4 protein-coding genes are annotated in these 19,921 nt (G+C 71.0%); 3 read left to right on the top strand and 1 reads right to left on the bottom strand.

Features of this window, described 5'->3' with window-relative positions:
• Positions 1-38 precede the first annotated feature (38 nt).
• Positions 39-293: a hypothetical protein gene (locus ACWEH3_RS10975; protein WP_450020049.1), complete on the bottom strand. Its 255-nt coding sequence runs from the start codon at positions 291-293 to the stop codon at positions 39-41.
• 1,298 nt (positions 294-1,591) lie between these two features.
• On the opposite strand from ACWEH3_RS10975, the gene ACWEH3_RS10970 reads away from it, so the two are divergent.
• The 3 genes from ACWEH3_RS10970 to ACWEH3_RS10960 form a co-directional block, all read left to right on the top strand.
• Entirely contained in the window at positions 1,592-1,771 is a 180-nt protein-coding gene (locus tag ACWEH3_RS10970; RefSeq protein ID WP_450020047.1) for a hypothetical protein, read from the top strand.
• Positions 1,772-1,893: 122 nt separating this feature from the next.
• The gene (locus ACWEH3_RS10965) at positions 1,894-18,597 is read left to right on the top strand and encodes an SDR family NAD(P)-dependent oxidoreductase (RefSeq protein WP_452358308.1); all 16,704 of its coding nucleotides are present in this window, start codon (positions 1,894-1,896) and stop codon (positions 18,595-18,597) included.
• A 53-nt stretch (positions 18,598-18,650) separates the two neighbouring features.
• Positions 18,651-19,921 (top strand): beta-ketoacyl [acyl carrier protein] synthase domain-containing protein (locus ACWEH3_RS10960; RefSeq protein ID WP_452358307.1); only part of this gene is annotated, 1,271 nt, incomplete at its 3' end.

The following is a 19,921-nucleotide window of genomic DNA, read 5'->3' as shown; positions in this document are numbered from 1 at the left end:
TCCTGTAATGCGAAACGGCGGACGACGGCGGGCTCTCGTCACGGGAGCGGACCGAACCGCCACGCCCGGGGAGGCACCTGCTCGGGAGTCACGGTGCCGACCACGTCCGTGCCGCGTCGGTAGAGGGTGCCCACCGCGCGGGCGAGGTGACCGGCCGAGGTGATCGGCACGGCGGCGTCGGCGACCGCGCGTCCGGCGCGGTGCGGGCGAGCGGAACCACGATGGCGGACACGGAATCTCCAAGCGGTCGGCCACCGGATGGCCACCGATGGCTGGGTGCGGCGTCCGTCCATGATGCGGCCGTAGGCCGTCGCAGAGCCGTAATGACTTGGTGATCTGGATAATTCACCGTTTCCGAGCTGCTCGCTTGTGCCGGACGACCCTATTCGCCGAATGCCGGGAGCGCTCTTTCGCATTCTTTGTGCCGTTTCCCCAACCGCGCCGAACGGGTTCGTGAGGTCTCCAGATCCGGTCGTCGCGCATACGTGACCGCGTCCGCCGGTTCTAGCGTTGGCCCGGCTTCGATGCCGTCGACCAGCGCGCTTCTGCCATCGAATGACCTGTTTCCGTCGAGCGGCGTGGCTCGTGCCCTGACTTCGGCCGCCCGCTCGACGGAAGCGCCGACCGCCACGCGTTTCGCCCGCCGGACGGGATCCCTCGACCCGCCTCTGTCCGGCGCGCACGTCCCCGGCGCGCGGCGGTGTGCCCACCGAGCGGACCCTCGCACCGCCGCTCGGTGGGCATCGGGGCATTCCGGATCCGGCCGACCGCGCTCAGCGACTGCTGCGCCGAATCGCGGCCGTAGTCGCCGTTCGCCTCGGACGAACATTCGCGAAAATCGGGCCGGCATTACTTTTGTTCACGTGAACAAAAGCTTTTCCGAATAGGCCGCTACGCCGACGAGCCGCGATAATGCGGGCCCTGTTCTGCGCGCGTGAACTGTGGTCGGAGTGTTCACGCGGAACGTGGGCGGGCGTGAAACCTGCATTCCGGCGAATCGGGTTGGACGTCGCATTTTCAGGTGTGTATTCGGGACGGCTCAGTCGTATCCGTCCGCCTTGCGGGAATTCCGTAGGTAACACTTCGGGCGTGCCGGAAATGGCGGCCGTCGCTTCCGGTCTTCGGATAGGCATCGGTACCCAGCAACGATCTTGTTACGACCTGTTCGCGGGATGACACGAGGGCGGACCACATGCTTCGCTCGGCCGCGAGGCGGGTCGCAGCTCGGATCCGCAGCGACATACGATGTCTCGGCGGTGGTTTGCCCATCGAGGCGAACGGTGCGGGCTTGCGGCATTCGCACATGACATCGCCGTAAGTGGTCTGCCGTGCGGCATTCGCCCCAGCCCCTTCGGTGTGCCGGGAAGGGGTGCGATTCGCCTCCGATGGGTCCGGCGGGTCGGCGCCCGATCTATGGAACAGCGGGGTCTGCGTATCACTTGCGGGAAACCGGAATGGCTGGCAGGCTAACGCTCAGCACGCGACTGGACGATCGTCCGGTCGCCTTGCTCGCCGAAGAAAGATTGTGCATGTGCTGTAGGTTCCTCTTCTCAGCAGTGGGAAACGAAGCGCTCGCCACGGATAAAGATTTGTGGTAAGTGAAGTGTTCTATGGTGTCGGATTTACCGTCAGTAAAGGTAACGGCGAGATGTCCGTCTCGGTGACCGCCGAGAAACATTATTCTGCCGCAATGCGCAGCCGTGCAGGCGCGCGCGGGCGAGTCGCCCTGCTCGCCCGTGCCTCGACCGGCTGCTTCGTCACCGATACCTGATCGAACTACTCGGTAGTTCTCGCCGACCCGCGCCGCTGCTCGCGACGCCGGGTTTCTTCGTCGACCCTGCGATACCCGGGATGTGAAACGTGGACTCGAGCGCTGGTGAATCGTCCGACCGCATGTTGGAGTACCTGAAGAAGGTCACCGTCGAGCTCATGACGACTCGCGACGATCTGACCCAGTTGCGGGAGAAGATCGACGAGCCGATCGCGATCGTCGGCATGAGCTGCCGCTATCCGGGCGGCGTCGAATCGCCGGAGCAGCTGTGGGAGCTGGTCGCGGCGGAAGTGGACGCGGTGGGCGGGTTCCCGGCGGACCGGGGCTGGGACCTCGAGGGGCTGTACGACCCGGACCCGGACCGCTTCGGCAAGGTGTACACGCGCGAGGGCGGCTTCCTGCGCGGCGCGGGCGACTTCGACGCGGGATTCTTCGGCATCGGCCCCCGGGAGGCGGCGGCGACCGACCCGCAGCAGCGGCTGCTGCTGGAGGCTTCCTGGGAGGCCCTGGAGAACGCCGGTATCGCCCCGACCTCGCTGCGCGGCAGCGATACCGGCGTGTTCGCCGGTGTCATGTACGAGGACTACGAGCACACCGCCAGGGCCGCCGGACCGATCGCGGAGGGCTACGCGGGTATCGGTTCGACGGGCAGTGTGGTCTCGGGACGGGTGGCCTATACGTTGGGCCTGGAAGGCCCTGCCGTGTCGGTGGACACGGCGTGCTCGTCGTCGCTGGTGGCCATCCACCTGGCCTGCCAGGCGCTGCGGCGCGGAGAGGCGTCGCTCGTGCTGGCGGGCGGCGTCACGGTGATGTCGACACCGTTCCTGTTCGTCGAGTTCTCCCGGCAGCGAGGTCTGTCGCGGGACGGTCGGTGTAAGGCGTTCTCGGCGGCGGCCGATGGGGTGGGCTGGGGCGAAGGCGTGGGCGTGCTGGTGCTGGAGCGCCTGTCGGATGCGCGGCGGTCGGGGCACGAGGTGCTCGCCGTGATCCGGGGCTCGGCGGTGAATCAGGATGGCGCGAGCAATGGTTTGACCGCGCCGAACGGTCCGTCACAGGAGCGGGTGATCGCCTCGGCGCTGGCCGCGGCAGGGCTGACGCCCACCGATGTGGACGCGGTCGAGGCGCACGGTACGGGCACGTCGCTGGGAGATCCGATCGAGGCGCAGGCCCTGATCGCCGCGTACGGACAGCAGCGGGACGAGCCGCTGCGAATCGGTTCCCTGAAATCGAACATCGGTCATGCGCAGGCGGCGGCGGGTGTCGGCGGTGTGATCAAGATGGTGCAGGCGCTGCGCCACGGGGTGTTGCCGAAGACGTTGCACGTGGACGCGCCGTCGCCGCACGTGGATTGGTCGGCGGGGGCGGTGCGGCTGCTGACCGAGGCGGAAGCATGGCCCACGTCGGCGCAGCGGGTGCGCCGTGCGGGTGTGTCGTCGTTCGGGATCAGCGGCACGAACGCGCATGTGATCGTGGAGGAAGCGCCCGCGCCGGTCGCCGGGTCCGACGGCGAGTCCGCCGATACCGAAGCCGGTCCGGCGTGCGCGGCAACCGTCGTTCCGTTGCTGGTGTCGGCGAAGACCGATGACGCGCTCCGCGCCCAGGCGGCGCGGCTGCACGCGTGGCTGCTGGAACACCCGGACGCCGGCCTGTGGAGCGTGGCGTCCGCGCTGATCGAAACCAGGGCGCAATGGAATCGGCGCGCCGCGGTAGTCGGTAGCGATCGCGATCAGTTGCTGTCCGGGTTGGCGGAGTTGGCGGCCGGTGCGTCCGCCGGTGCGCTCGAAGGTGTGGCCGGATCGGGGAAGACGGCCTTCCTGTTCACCGGTCAGGGTGCGCAGCGGGTGGGCATGGGGGCAGGGTTGTATGCGGCGTTTCCGGTGTTCGCCGCGGCGTTCGACGAGTTGTGTGCAGAATTCGATCGCTTGCTCGGGCCGGGTGTCTCGCTGAAGGACGTGGTCTTCGGCGCCGCGGGTGCGGATCTGCTGCACCGCACCGAGTTCACCCAGCCTGCGCTGTTCGCGTTCGAGGTGGCGTTGTTCCGGCTCGTCGAGTCGTTCGGCCTCACTCCCGATGTGCTGATCGGTCATTCGATCGGTGAGCTGGTGGCGGCGTATGTGGCGGGTGTGTGGTCGACGGCGGATGCGTGCGCGTTGGTGGCGGCGCGTGGGCGGTTGATGGGGGCGTTGCCCGAAGGCGGCGCCATGCTCGCCGCGGCGGTCACCGAGCAGCGTGCCGTCGAGATCACGGCTGCCCACGAGGGTCAACTGTCGGTGGCGGCGGTGAACGGTCCGTCGTCGGTGGTGTTCTCCGGCGACGCGGACGCCGTCGGTGCGGTCGAGCGGCAGCTGTCCGATGCGGGGGTCACGATCTCGCGGCTGCGGGTCAGCCATGCGTTCCATTCCGCGCGAATGGATCCCATGCTCGCGGAATTCCGCGCAGTCGCACAGCGGCTGACGTACCGGATGCCCACGATCGCGGTGGTGTCGAATGTCTCCGGGACGCTCGCCGGGGCCGAATTCACCGATCCGGGTTACTGGGTCGAGCAGCTACGCGGCTGCGTGCGGTTCGCGCCGGGCGTGGACGCTCTCGTGGCCGCCGGGGTCCGTCGCTTCGTCGAAGTCGGCCCGGACGCGGTGCTGGCCGCGACGACACGTCGCTGCCTGGCCGAACACCCGCGGATCGAAGCCGAGTCGATGGTGACGGCCGCGTCGCGCCGTTCGGGCGACGAGGTGACGCAGTACATCACCATGCTCGCGCAAGCTCACACCGCCGGTGTCGAGGTGAACTGGCGCCCCCTTTTCAGCGGGCGGACATCAGAACGTGTGTCGTTGCCGACGTACGCGTTCCAGCGGCAGCGGTACTGGTTGGAGCCGCTCGGGATCGAGGCGTCACTCGAGTCGTCGGATCATCCGATGCTTACCGGCGCCGTGCCGCTGGCCGGCCGGGACGAATGGCTGTTCACCGGTCGGCTGTCGTTGCGGACGCACCCGTGGCTGGCCGAGCACGCCGTTTTCGGGTCGGCGCTGCTGCCCGGCGCCGCGTTCGTGGAACTGGCACTGACCGCGGGGGCCCGGCTCGGTGCCGGGTTCGTCGAGGAACTGCTGCTGGAAGCGCCGCTGTCGCTGACCGACGACGTCGCGATCGACGTGCAGCTGACCGTCGAACCCGCCGACGACGCGGGCGCGCGCCGGTTCGCGATCTATTCGCGTGCGGTGGTGGCCGGAGAAACCGAAGCGAGCGAGTGGATTTCACACGCCAACGGTGTCCTCGTCGCCGCCGCGGAGAGTGTGCCCGCCTGGGTCGAATCGGGATCGCACGCCGCGCCGGAGGACGGGCGATGGCCGCCGGGCGGGGCCGAATCGGTGCCGGTCGACGGACTCTACGACCGGTTGGCGCGGCTCGGCTTCGGCTACGGTCCGCTGTTCCAAGGCGTCACCTCGGCTTGGCGCGACGGCGACGACCTGCTCGCCGAGGTGTCGCTCGCTACCGAGCCCGATGCTCAGGGACCGGCCTTCGGCATCCATCCCGCCCTGCTGGACGCCGCCTTCCACACCGCGATCACCGAACTGGCCGACGACATGCCCGCGGGCAGGCTGCCCTTGCCGTTCTCGTTCGGTGGGGTCCGGCTGTATCGCGCCGGGGCGACGACGCTTCGGGTGCGTCTGGAACGGGTGGGGGCCGGACGGATCCGGGTGGCCGCCTTCGACGACACCGGTGCGCCCGTGCTGAGCCTCGACGCGCTGACGGCTCGCCCGGTGGATGCCAAGGCACTCGACCGTGGAGCTGGACGCCGTGCGTCCCTGTCGGACATCGAATGGGTGCCGGTGGCCGCCGTCGCGGGCGGCGCGGCGGGGACGGTCGCGCTGCTCGGGGCGGCGAGTGTCGCGGGCGCCGATCGCCGCGGGACGGCACCGGCCGATCTACTCGGCGACCAGGCGCAGCCGGAGATCGTCGTGTGGTCGCCGGACGGACCGGCCGATGGCGACGTGACCGCGCGGACACGTACCTGGCTGCGGGCGGCGCTGGAGTTGATATGGGAATGGCACGCCGAGGAACGGTGGCACGATTCGCGGCTGGTGATCCTGACGCGGGGTGCCGCGGGCCTGCCGGGCGAGAGCCCTGACCCGGCCGGGGCCGCGGTGTGCGGTCTGGTGCGCAGCGCCCAGGCCGAACACCCCGGCCGGTTCGTTCTCCTCGACGCCGCACCCGAGGACGACCTCACGACCGAAGTGATCGCCGCGGCGGTGCGGTCGGAGGAACCGCAGCTGGTCGTGCGCGGCGGAGAACTGCGCGTCCCGCGGCTGCGCAGGCAGCACGCGGCGGCGGACGGCAACGGTCTCGGTGCGGGTGCGGTGCTGATCACCGGTGGCACCAGCGGACTGGGAGCCGAGGCGGCGCGTCATGTCGTCGCCACCCACGGCGTGCGGCGGCTGGTGCTGGTGTCGCGGCGCGGTGAACAGGCCGACGGGGTGGCCGATCTGGTGAGCGAGCTGACCGCCGCGGGCGCGCGGGTGCGGGTGGCGGCCTGCGATGTGGGCGACCGGGCCCAAGTGGCGGCGCTGCTGGCGGATCTGTCGGACGAGTTCGCGCCCAGCGCGGTGATCCATTCCGCGGGCGTGCTCGATGACGCCACCATCGAGACCCTGACCGCCGAACAGCTCGACCGGGTGCTGGCGTCGAAGGCCGACGCCGCCTGGCATCTGCACGAACTGACCGGCGACCTCGGACTGGCCGCCTTCGTGCTGTTCTCCTCGGTCGCGGGTGTGGTCGGCACGTCCGGCCAAGGGAATTACGCGGCGGCGAACGCGTTCCTGGACGCGCTGGCAGCACGGCGGCGGGCGGCGGGGCTGCCCGCCGTATCGATCGCCTGGGGATCGTGGAACCAGAGCATCGGCATGACCAGTGGCCTGGGCGGCGCTGCGATGGCGCGGATGGGTCGCCTCGGCGTGCGGCCGCTGGAAACGGCGGATGGCTTGGCGCTGTTCGATCGCGCCGTCGCCGCGCCGTCGCCGGTCGTGATCGCGACGGAGTTCGACACCGAGGCACTGGCGGTGCAGGCCCGGGAAGGCGCGCTGCCGCGACTGCTGCAGTCGATCGTCACGGTGCCGGTGCGGCGGGCCGCCGAGACGAGCGGGACATTGGCGCGGCGGCTGGCCGCCGCGCCCGCGCAGGAGCGTGCGGCGATCGTGCTCGACGTCGTTCGCGAACAGGTCGCCGGTGTGCTCGGCCATATCTCCGGCGAAGCCATCGATCCCACGGCGCCGTTCACCGAACTGGGCTTCGATTCGCTCGCCGGTGTCGAGTTCCGCAATCGCCTCGCCAAGGCCACCGGCGTGCAACTGCCCTCGACGCTGGTGTTCGATCACCCCACCGCTGCCGCGGTGGCGGCATTCGTGCGCTCGCGGGTGGGCGAGGCGACCGAAACCGATGCCGGGCGGCCCGCGCGGGTGACGCGCCGGATCCGTGCCGATGAGCCGATCGCGATCGTCGGCATGAGCTGCCGGTACCCGGGCGGTATCGAATCGCCGGATGGACTGTGGGAGCTGGTGGCCGCCGGTGCGGACGCGATCGGCGCGTTCCCCGTCGATCGCGGGTGGGATCTGGATCGGCTGTTCGATCCCGACCCCGACCACCCGGGAACCTCCTACCTGGACCGAGGTGGATTCCTTTCCGGCATGGCCGATTTCGACGCGGGCTTCTTCGGAATCGGTCCGCGCGAGGCGGCGGCGATGGATCCGCAGCAGCGGTTGCTGCTGGAGGCGTCGTGGGAAGCGCTGGAGCACGCCGGTATCGATCCGTCGGTATTGCGCGGCAGTGACACCGGCGTGTTCACCGGGGTCTCCTATCAGGACTACGAGGAGATCGCCAAGGCCGCGGGTTCGGTAGCCGAAGGGTATATCGGTACCGGTTCCACCAGTAGCGTGCTCTCCGGTCGCGTGGCCTACACCTTTGGATTCGAGGGTCCGGCGGTCACGATCGACACCGCCTGCTCCTCCTCCCTGGTAGCCATCCACCTGGCCTGTCAGGCGCTGCGCCAAGGTGAGAGTTCGCTGGTGCTGGCCAGTGGCGCCCAGGTGATGTCGACGCCGTTCATGTTCGTCGAGTTCTCGCGGCAACGCGGTCTTTCCCGGGACGGGCGGTGCAAGGCCTTCTCGGCCTCCGCCGATGGTGTCGGCTGGGCCGAAGGCGTGGGTGTGCTGGTGCTCGAGCGGCTGTCGGACGCGCGCAGGCTCGGTCACGACGTGCTCGCGGTGATCCGGGGTTCGGCGGTGAACCAGGACGGTGCGTCCAACGGGCTGACCGCGCCCAACGGTCCGTCGCAGGAACGGGTGATCGCGGCGGCGCTGGCCACGGCGGGACTGGCTCCCGAGGACGTGGACGCGGTGGAGGCGCACGGCACGGGCACACCGCTGGGCGACCCGATCGAAGCGCAGGCGTTGATGGCGACCTACGGGCAGGGCCGGACCGAGCCGCTGTGGGTCGGTTCGCTGAAGTCGAATATCGGGCACGCCCAGGCCGCCGCCGGGATCGGTGGCGTGATCAAGATGGTGCAGGCGTTGCGGCACGAGATGCTGCCGAAGACGCTGCACGTGGACGCTCCGTCGCCGCACGTGGACTGGTCGGCGGGGGCCGTGCGGTTGCTGACCGAACAGCGGCCGTGGTCGGCCTCGGTCGAGCGGGTGCGCCGGGCGGGGGTGTCCGCGTTCGGGATCAGCGGCACCAATGCGCACGTCATCGTGGAGGAAGCGCCGGGCGCCCCGCAGCGCGCGGCGGTGACGAAACCGGCGGACGCTTCGCCGACGGCGCCGGGAATGCCGCTGCTGCTGTCGGCGAAAACCGAGGCGGGGCTGCGAGCGCAGGCCGCTCGGTTGCGCGAGTGGCTCGCGGCCAGGCCCGACGCCGACCCGGTGGACGTGGCCCATTCGCTGCTCACGACGCGGGCCCGATTCGATCGGCGCGCCGCGGTGGTCGCGGGCGACCGCGCGGCCATGCTGGCCGGGCTGGCGGATCTGGCGACCGGTGCGGGGTCGCCGGGAGTGGCCGAGGGCGGCCCCGTCGGCGGGAAGATCGCGTTCCTGTTCACCGGGCAGGGGGCGCAGCGGGTCGGCATGGGCGCTCAGCTGTACGCGACGTTCCCGGTCTTCGCGGCGGCGTTCGACGAGCTGTGCGCCGAATTCGACGGTCTGCTCGAATTCCCCGAGCCTGGAATGTCGTTGCGGGACATCGTCTTCGGTGCCGCGGGTGCGGACCTCCTGCACCGCACGGAGTACACCCAGCCCGCGTTGTTCGCCTACGAGGCGGCGATGGTGCGGTTGATCGAGTCCTTCGGGATCACCCCGGACGTGCTGATCGGGCATTCGATCGGCGAATTGGTCGCCGCGTACGTGTCGGGGATGTGGTCGACCGCCGACGCGTGCGCGTTGGTGGCGGCGCGGGGGCGGTTGATGGGCGCGCTGCCCGAAGGCGGCGCGATGCTGGCCGCGGCCGTCCCTTCGGAGCGAGCGGCCGAGCTCATCGCCGGATTCCGCGGCGAACTGTCGATCGCGGCGGTCAACGGACCCTCCGCGATCGTGATCTCCGGTACCGAAACGGCCGTCGCCGAGCTGGAATCCGTGCTGACGGCGGACGGGATCAAGACGTCACGGTTGCGGGTCAGCCACGCGTTCCACTCGGCGTCGATGGAACCGATGCTGCCGGAATTCGAGGCGATGGCCGCCGGTCTCGACTACCGGAGCCCGCTGCTGCCGGTGGTGTCGAACGTGTTCGGCGTCGTGGGCGGCGAAGCGCTGTCGGATTCGCTGTACTGGGCCGGTCATGTCCGCGACACCGTGCGCTACGCCCCGGGTGTCGACGCGCTGGTTGACCTCGGTGTCCGGAAGTTCTTCGAGGTGGGCCCCGATGCGGTGCTGACGGCGATGACCCGTCAGTGCCTGCCCGACGAGGTCGGGTCCCGGTCCGTCGTGGCGGCGGCGAGCAGGCGCGGCGTCGATGAGGTCACCCAGTTCCTCGGCTTCCTCGGGCATGCCTGCAACGCCGGTGTCGAGGTGGACTGGCAGCCCTTGTCGGAGGGCCGGTCCCCGGTGCGTATTTCACTGCCCACCTATGCCTTTCAGCGTCGGCGCTATTGGCTGGACGTGGTCCGGCCGGTCGCGGCGGGCGCCGCCGACCATCCGATCCTGCTGGACGCGGTGCCGGTGGCGGGCAAGGACGAATGGCTGTTCACCGGGCAGCTGTCGAATGGCAGGCAGCCGTGGATCGCCGATCATGTGGTGTTCGGTACGCCGGTGGTACCGGCGACGACGTATCTGGAAGTGATGTCGGCGATCGGCGATCGGCTCGGGATGCGCTCGGTCGAGGAGATGCGGCTGGACATCCCACTGGCCCTCGGTGAGCGCGCCGTCGACGTGCAGGTGTCGGTCGGTGCGGCCGAAGCGGACGGTCGGCGCAGCTTCACCCTGTACTCCCGGACCGCGGACCTCGACGACGCCGAGGCGTGGGTTCCCCATGCCGGTGGCGTGCTCGCCGCCGACCCCGGCCCCGAACTCGCCACCGGCTGGGATCGAGTTTGGCCGCCCGCTGGCGCGGAACAACTCGACGAAGAGGCGATCTATCGGCGGATCGCGCGCCTGGGAATGGAATACGGTCCCGCCTTCCGCGGGATGCGCGCGGTGTGGCGGCGCGGCGACGAGGTGTTCGCCGCGGTATCGCTGGACGACGCCACCGCCGCCGCGGCGTCGGGTTACGGCATTCATCCGGCGTTGTTCGACGCCTGTCTGCACCCCGCGCTCGACTTCGTCATGGACGAGCTGCCCGCCGGGCGGGTTCCGCTGCCGGTCACGGTCGGGGGCCTGCGGCTGGCCCGGTCCGGCTCCGGGCCGGTCCGGGTCCGCGCGGTGCTGTCGGGCGGCTACCGGATCCGGATGGATGTGGTGGACGAGACCGGCGCACCGGTGCTGAGCACGGAATCCGTCGTGGTGCATCCGGTGGAGCGGCGCACCGTGGAGCGGGTCAGGTCGAATACGGCGCCGGTGCCGCTGCACGGTCTGGAGTGGGTGCCGGTGTCCACCGGCACCGCCGAGCCGACGGGATCGATGGCGGTGCTCGGTACGGGACGCGTGGCGGGAATCGACCTGCGCGTCGGCGACCTGAGCGAATCGGTCGACGCCGATGTGGACGCGGCAACGATCGTCTGGGTGGCCGAGACCGCAGCAGCGGGCGCGGACCCGGCGCGAGCGGGCAGGCAATGGGTTACGCGGACGCTGGAGCTGACGCGGTCGTGGCTGACCGACACGCGGTACGACCGGGCGCGGCTGATCGTGGTGACGCGGAACGCGCTCGGATTGCCGGGCGAGTCGCCCGACCCGGCGGCCGCTGCCGTCGCGGGCCTGCTGCGCAGCGTGCAGGCGGAGCATCCGGGCCGGATCGTGCTGCTCGATCGGGACGGCGAGATCGACGCCGGAGTGGTGGCTGCGGTGCTGGCCGCGGACGAACTACAGGTCGCGGTGCGCGACGGCCGGTTGTCGGCGCCACGGGTGCGCCGGATCGCGGCCGCACCGGACCCGGGGGCGATGTCGTTCGGGACGGGTACGGTGCTGGTGACCGGCGGCACCAGCGGGCTGGGCGCGCTGATCGCGCGACATCTGGTGACCGAGCACGGAGTTCGGCGGCTCTTGCTGGTCTCGCGACGCGGTCGCGACGCCGCCGGGGTCCCGGAACTCCTCGCGGAGCTGTCGGCGCTGGGCGCGGGAGTGGATGTCGAGTCGTGTGACATCGCCGATCGCGGCGACCTCACCGCGGTACTGGCGTCGGTGCCGGAGCGGTTCCCGTTGTCCGGCATCGTGCATGCCGCCGGTGTGGTGGACGACGGCACCGTCGAGACCCTGACCACGGAGCAAGTGGATCGGGTGCTGCGCCCGAAGGTGGACGGCACCTGGCTGCTGCACGAGGCGACGCGGGACGCGGACCTTTCGGCGTTCGTGGTGTTCTCGTCGCTCGCGGGGCTGGCGGGCTCGCCGGGCCAGGGCAACTACGCGGCGGCGAACTCGTTCGCCGACGCGGTGGTCCGGCTGCGCGGCGCCGCGGGCCTGCCCGCGGTGTCGGTGGCCTGGGGGCCGTGGAACGCGGGCACGGGAATGACCGGCGACCTCGGTACATCGGGGTTGGAACGACTGCGGCGCTTGGGTTTCCGCCCGCTCGGCGATACGACGGGGCTGTCCCTCTTCGACGCCGCGCTCACCGCGGGCTCGGCGCTGGTGGTCGGTGCGGAATTCGATCGGTCGGGACTGGCGGAGCAGGCCGAGGCGGGAGCGCTCCCGAAACTGCTGAGTGCGCTGGCGCCCTCGTCCGCGCGGACGGCTCGCGCCGGTGGGGATCCGGTCGGGCGGCTGGCGTCGGCCGCGCCCGCCGACCGTGCCGAGGTGGCCCTCGCCGTGACCAGGGAGCAGGCGGCGGCCGTGCTCGGGCACGCCACCGCGGAGGCGATCGACCCCGATACCGCGTTCACGGAGTTGGGTTTCGACTCGCTGGCCGGTGTGGAATTCCGCAACCGGCTCGCCAAGGCCACCGGGCTGCCGCTGCCCTCGACCCTGGTATTCGACCATCCGAGTTCCCGTGCGGTGGCGGGTTTCCTCGTCTCCAGGCTCGGGGACGCTCCGGCCGCGCGACCACGTCCGGTGCGGGTGACGTCGCGGACCCGCGCGGACGAGCCGATCGCCATCGTCGGCATGAGCTGCCGTTATCCCGGCGGCGTGAGTTCCGCCGAGCAGCTGTGGCAGCTACTGGTCTCGGGTACCGACGCGATCACGCCGTTCCCCACGGACCGGGGCTGGGACCTCGATCGGCTGTACCACCCGGACCCGGACGAACCAGGGACCACCTACGTGCGCGAGGGCGGCTTCCTCACCGACGCGGGCGCGTTCGACGCCGCTTTCTTCGGGATCGGCCCCCGGGAAGCGACGGCCATGGATCCGCAGCAGCGGCTGATGCTGGAGGCCGCCTGGGAGGCGCTGGAAGACGCCGGTATCGATCCGACCGCGCTGCGCGGCAGCGATACCGGAGTGTTCGTCGGGGCTACCCCGTCCGGCTATTCCGAGCGGGTGGTCGGCGCATACGAGGGATTCCGGATGACCGGGAACTCCGACAGCGTCACCTCGGGACGGGTGGCCTATGTCCTGGGCCTGCAGGGTCCGGCCATGACGGTGGACACGGCGTGCTCGTCCTCGCTGGTGGCGCTGCACTTGGCCTGCCAGGCGCTGCGAAACGGGGAAACGTCGCTGGCGCTGGCCGGCGGTGTGACGGTGTCGGGCAGCCCGGAGCTGTATGTGGACTTCGCGCGGCAGCGGGGGCTCGCGCCCGACGGGCGGTGTAAGTCGTTCGCCGCGGGCGCGGACGGCGTCGGCTGGTCGGAAGGGGTCGGCGTGCTCGCCCTGCAACGGCTTTCGGACGCTCGGCGATCGGGCCACGATGTGCTGGCGGTGATCCGGGGTTCGGCGGTGAATTCGGACGGTGCGTCCAACGGCCTGACCGCGCCGAACGGTCCCTCGCAGGAGCGGGTGATCGCGTCGGCACTGGCGGCGGCGGGCTTGGAGCCGGCCGACGTCGACGCGGTGGAGGCACACGGCACGGGAACTCCGCTGGGCGATCCCATCGAAGCGCAGGCGCTGATCGCGACCTACGGGCAAGGGCGGACCGTACCCGTGCGGATCGGTTCGTTGAAGTCGAATATCGGCCATTCGGTGGCGGCCTCGGGCGTGGGCGGCGTGATCAAGATGGTGCAGGCCCTGCGGCACGAGATGCTGCCGAGGACGCTGCACGTGGACGCTCCCTCGCCGCACGTGGATTGGTCGGCGGGGTCGGTGCGGTTGCTGACCGAAGCGGAGCCCTGGCCCGCGGGGGAGCGGGTACGGCGGGCGGGGGTGTCGTCGTTCGGGATCAGTGGGACGAACGCGCACGTCATCGTGGAAGAAGCGCCCGCACGCGACGAACGGCCCGCCGTGCGGGACCACCGCTGCGATCCGGACGGTGTGATCGCGTGGGTGGTGTCGGCGAAATCGGAGGCCGGTCTGCGGGCGCAAGCGGAACGGCTGCGCGCCTGGGCGGCCGAGCATCCCGACGCCGACGCCCGTGCTGTCGGACGCTCGCTGGTGGAGACCCGCGCGCAGCTGGAGTGGCGTGGCGCCGCGCTCGGCCGGGATCGGCAGCAATTGCTGGCTGGACTGGCGGAATTGGCCGCGGGTACCGGGTCCGGCGTGGTCGAAGGGACGGCCGGATCGGGTAGGACCGCGTTCCTGTTCACCGGACAGGGCGCGCAGCGGGTGGGCATGGGCGCCGAGCTGTACTCGGCCTACCCCGTGTTCGCCCACGCGTTGGACGAGGTGTGCGCCGAATTCGATCGGCTGCGGGAGAACTCGGCCGACGCGGCGCGTTCGCTTTCGGTGGGTGATCCGTCGCCGTCGTTGCGGGAGGTGATGTTCGCCGATCCGTCGGGTGTGCTGGATCGGACCGAGTGGACGCAGCCCGCGTTGTTCGCGTTCGAGGTGGCGTTGTTCCGGCTGGTGGAGTCGTTCGGGATCACCCCGGACGTGCTGATCGGGCATTCGATCGGCGAGTTGGTGGCCGCGTATGTGGCGGGAGTGTGGTCGTTGCCCGACGCGTGCGTGTTGGTGGCGGCGCGGGGACGGTCGATGGGAGCGCTGCCGGAAGGCGGGGCCATGCTCGCGGTATCCGTCTCCGAAACCGATGCGGCGCGACTACTCACCGGTTTCGGCGACCGCGCGTCGATCGCCGCGGTGAACGCACCGGACGCGGTGGTGATCTCCGGCGACGCGGACGCGATCGACGAGCTGGAACGAACTTTCGCGGCCAAGGGCCGCAAGACGACGCGGCTGCAGGTCAGCCACGCGTTCCACTCCGCGCGCATGGAACCCGCGCTGACCGGCTTCCGCGCGGTCGCCGAGAAACTGACCTACCGGGAACCCGTGCTGCCGATCGTGTCGAATGTGACCGGGGCGGTGGGGGAGACCTTCACCGACCCGGAGTACTGGGTCGGGCAGATCCGCGCGGCCGTCCGGTTCGCGCCCGGCATCCGGGCGCTGGCCGACACCGGCGTGCGCCGGTTCCTCGAAATCGGTCCCGACGCCGTACTCACGACCATGACCCGCGGAGTCATCGGAGACGAGCCAGGGAGCGGATGGTTGACGGCCCCGGCGGCCCGCCGCGTGGGAGCGGAAGCGCGCCAGTTCGTGACGTTCCTGGCGCGTGCGCACGTCGCCGGAACGACGGTGGACTGGCGGCCATTGTGGGAGGGCGGCTCGTCGCGGCGGATCCCTCTGCCCACCTACGCGTTCCGTCACCAGCGGTATTGGCTGTCCGCCATCGAGCACACGCCCGACGTGCGGTCCTCCGGCCTGGACGATGTCGACCATCCGCTGCTCGGCGCCGCGGTCTGGCTGCCCGACTCGCACGGTGTGGTGGCGACCGGCCGGTTGTCGCTGTCGAGCCATCCGTGGCTCGCCGACCACATGATCGGCGGGACGGTGCTGTTGCCCGGCACGGCCTTCGCCGAGCTGGCGCTGTACATCGGCGCGATGACCGGCACCCCGCGCCTGGCCGAGCTCGTGGTGACGGCGCCGCTGGCGGTGCCCGCCGACGGCTCGGTCGAATTGCGCGTGCTGGCCGACGGCCCCGACGACACCGGCGCGCGTGCGGTGTCGGTGTATTCGCGCCCGCGTCGTTCCGGCGCGCCGGAACAGGCGGACTGGATCCGGCACGCTACCGGAACCCTTGTCGCGCAAGCGCCGTCGGCCGAGGCGAACCCGACGACGGAAACCTGGCCGCCTGCCGGGGCGGAGCCGGTCGATATCAGCGATATGTACACCGAGTTCGCCGACCGCGGCTACGGGCACGGACCGCTGTTCCAGGGACTGACCGCACTGTGGCGGCGCGGCGAGGAGGTCTTCGCCGAGGTGCGCTTGCCGGAACAAGAGCATTCGGCGGCCGATCGGTTCGGGCTGCATCCGGCGTTGCTGGACGCGGCACTGCACGCGATCCGGTTCACCGGGCTCACCGGGGAGCCTGCTCCGGACGAGATCTACGTGCCCTACTCGTGGGAGAACGTGGACCTGCACGCCGTGGGCGCGGGCGCGGCGCGGGTACGGCTGACCGCGGCAGAGTCCGGATCCGGTGACCGGGACAACCAGCCGATCGCGGTGACGCTCACCGATCCGCACGGGGAGCAGATCTTCCGGATCTCGGCGTTGACCATGCGCCCGATTCCGATCGACACGCTGCGTTCCGCAGGCGCCGCCCCGACCGGGCACGACCCGTATCGGCTCCGGTGGGTCCCGGTGCCGGTCGCGGAACGCACCGGCCTCGTCGCGGACGCGCACTGGGCACGCGGCGGCGCCGACGAGTTCGTGCGCGTCGACGGAGCCTCCGTCGCCGTGATCCAGGTCGAAGAGACACCGGTGGACAGCGATGTGCCCGGCGTGGTGCGAACCCGGCTCGCCGAGACGGCGGAACGGGTCACCGGACTGCTGACCCGCCACGATCGCGTCGTCGTGGTCACCCGCGGTGCGGTCGCCGTGACGCCCGCCGCACCGGTGGACCTCGCCGGCGCGGCCGTGTGGGGCCTCCTGCGCAGCGGGCAGCACGAGAACCCGGGACGGATCGTCCTGGTCGACGTGGCGGACCGGTCGGGATACCGCCGTGCCGTCGCGGCCGCGCTGGCCATGGCCGAGGAATCCCAGGTGGCCGTGCGCGATGGTGCGGTGTACGTGCCGCGGTTGAGCCGGGGCGGGGCGGACCGGACACGGTCGCCGCGGCCGAATCCCGACGGCACGGTGCTGATCACCGGCGGCACCGGCAGCCTTGGTGCGCTCACGGCCCGGCACCTGGTCGTCGAGCACGGTGTGCGCCGGGTGCTGGTGGCGAGCAGGCGCGGCCCGGACGCGCCGGGTGCCGCGGAATTGGCGGCGGAACTGTCCGAACTGGGCGCACACGTGGAGGTGCGGTCCTGTGATGTGAGCGATCGGGCGGCCGTCGACCGGCTGCTGTCCACCGTGGCGCCGGAACATCCGCTCACCGCGGTCGTGCACACCGCGGGCGCTCTCGCCGACGGTCTCCTGACCGACCTCACCTCGGCGCGGCTCGCGACGGTGCTGGGGCCGAAGGCCGACGCGGCCTGGTATCTGCACGAAGCCACCGCCGATCTCGAGCTGTCGATGTTCGTGCTCTTCTCCTCGTTCGCGGGGACGATCGGCAGCCCGGGCCAGGCCAACTACGCGGCGGCGAACGCCTTCCTCGACGCGCTCGCCCAGCACCGGCACCACCGGGGATTGCCCGCCACGTCCATCGCGTGGGGACCGTGGCGCGCGGACAGCGGCATGACGAGCACCCTCACCGAGACCGACATCGCGCGGATGCGCCGTGAGGGCGTGATACCGCTGGACGACGACTACGGAATGGCGTTGCTGGACAGTGCGGTTGCCGCGGGCGAGCCGACCGGTGTCGGCGTGCGTCTCGATTCGCCGGTGCTGAACACCCTGGCCGCATCGGGTGCGTTGCCCAGGATGCTCGGTTCCCTGGTCACCGCGGCGCCGCGACGGGCAGGCGGGGTGCGTTCGCTGGCACAGCAGCTCGCCGCGACCGCCGAAGCGGAGCGCGCAGGCGTCGTACTCGCCGCCGTTCGGGAACACATCGCCGCGAGCCTCGGCCACACTTCCGGCGACGTGATCGATCCGCGGGCTCCGTTCACGGAATTGGGATTCGACTCGCTGGCCGGCATCGAGTTCCGCAATCGCCTCGCCCAGGCCACCGGGCTGGCGCTGCCGTCGACACTCGTCTTCGACCATCCCACCGGCGAGGCCCTGGCGGCGTACCTAGGTTCCCGGATCGCGGAGATGGTGCCCGCGGACGAGCCCGCCGCCGTGCCCGCGATGCTCGTGGAAACCGGGGCCAGGGGTGCGCTCACCGAGCTGGTCCTGGCCGCGCACCGGCGCGGCCGGGTCGGCGCCGCCATACCGATGCTGCTGGAGAGCGCCGAACTCGTCGACACTTTCACCGCTGCGGCGGGTTCCGGCGATCCGGCGCCGATCCCACTGAGTAGAGGCGCCGGAGCGGCCACACTGCTGTGCGTTCCGTCGTTCGTGGTCGGCACCGGGCCGCACCAGTTCGCGCGGCTCGCCAGGGAACTCGGCGGCGACCGGTCGATCGCGGCACTGCGCCTGCCCGGTACGCAGCCGGGCGAGGCGCTGCCCGAGTCGTGGGACGTGCTGCTGGATCACTTGGCGGCGGCGGTGCGCAACCGCGGAGACGACCGGCCGGTCGTGCTGCTCGGCTACTCGGCGGGCGGCGCGATCGCGCATGCGCTGGCGCATCGGCTCGAGCGGGACGGGCGCGGCCCGTCCGCGGTGATCCTGCTCGACACGTATTCACCAGACGACCCGCAACAGAACCGCCGGGTGCTGCTGAGCGCGATCGGCTCCGTACTCGACCTCGGCCACGAGGTCACCGAGATCGGTGATCACGGCTTGGTCGCCATGGCGAGATACGCGCGCCTGTTCGAGCAGCGCAGGCCGTTGTCGATCACCGCGCCGACGTTCGACCTGCGGGCCGCGACACCGCTGCCGGGGCTCGACCTCGCCGAGCCGGTGCCTGCCTGGCTGCACACCGGCGAGACGGTCGAACTCGACGCCGACCACTTCTCGATCATCGGGGCGGCGACCTCGGCCGTCGCGGCCGAGATACGGCGCTGGCTGGGCGAACTCGAGGACAAGGAGCCGATCCTCGCGCGGTCGGCGGCAGGCAGTGACGGAGATCCGCGATGACCGCCGGGCGGGCGTGGCACGCGGCATCGAAGCGGCGAGACAGAGGAAATCCCATGGTCGAAGCGGCGAATGACATCGCTATCGTCGGAATGTCGTGCCGGATGCCGGGCGCTTCCGACCTGGAGAAGTTCTGGCGATTGCTGCGCGAGGGCCGCGATGCCGTCGGGCGGGCGCCCGCCGACCGGCCCGGTCTCGAGGAGACCGCGGGATTCCTCGACTCGGCCACCGAATTCGACGCCGGATTCTTCGGCGTCCCACCGAACGAGGCGAACGCCATCGACCCCCAGCAGTTGCTCGGGCTCGAGCTCAGCTGGGAGGCGTGGGAGGACGCCGGTCTCGGCGACGCGACGGGCGCGCGGGCGGGTGTGTTCCTCGGCTGCACCGGCACCGATTTCGCCGAAATCGTTGCCGCGCAGGGCAGCACCGGCGTCGGTCGGCATTCGCTGTGGGCCGTCGGACGAGGGGTCGCCGCCAACCGGATCTCGAACTACTACGGGTTCACCGGGCCGAGCCTGGTGGTCGACAGCGGGCAGTCCTCGTCCTTGGTCGCGGTGCACCTGGCCTGCGAATCGATCCGCGGCGGCGAATGCGAGGTGGCCGTGGCGGGCGGGCTGAATCTCATCCTGTCTCCGTTGAGCGGCGAGCGGTACGAGCAGTTCGGCGCGCATTCGGCGTCGGGGAAATGCCACACCTTCGACGACCGGGCCGACGGCACCGTCCGCGGCGAAGGCGGCGGCATGATCGTGCTCGAGCCGGTGGAGCGTGCGATCGCCGCGGGACACCGGATCTACGCCGTGATCCGTGGCAGTGCCGTCAACAACGGCAACGAGCGGCAGGTGTTGAGCGCCCCGAGCGCCGCTACCCAGGCCGCCGTCATCCGGGCCGCGCTGACGGCGGCCCGGGTCGACGGCGCGTCGGTGCAGTACGTGGAATTGCACGGCACCGGCACGCCCGCGGGCGACCCGGTGGAGGCAGCGGCGCTGGGCGAAATCTACGGCGCGGGCCGCCCGGCGGGCCGGCAGCTGGCCGTGGGTTCGGTCAAGACCAATATCGGGCATCTGGAAGGCGCCGCGGGAATCGCGGGATTGATCAAGACCGCACTGTGCCTGCGGCACGGGCAGCTCGCGCCCAGCTTGAACTTCCGAAACCCCAATCCCCGTATCCCGCTGGACGAGTTGGGTCTGCGGGTGCAGACCAGTACGCAGCCGTGGGCGGGCGGCGCGCGGCGCCGGGGCGGGGGGGGGTCGGTTGGGTTGGGGAGTGGGGGGGGTTGGGGTAATTTGGTTGTTTGGGGGTGTTTATATAGGTGGGTGGGGGGTGATTA

The organism is Nocardia sp. NPDC004718 (assembly GCF_053601535.1).
Note: the sequence above shows the minus strand (reverse complement) of the source record. Positions and strands in the feature narration are given on the sequence as shown.

Bases quoted from the DNA above. Each gene is read 5' to 3' on its own strand.
- ACWEH3_RS10975 (WP_450020049.1), bottom strand. From the start codon at position 293: ATGGACGGACGCCGCACCCAGCCATCGGTGGCCATCCGGTGGCCGACC.
- ACWEH3_RS10965 (WP_452358308.1), top strand. From the start codon at position 1,894: ATGTTGGAGTACCTGAAGAAGGTCACCGTCGAGCTCATGACGACTCGC.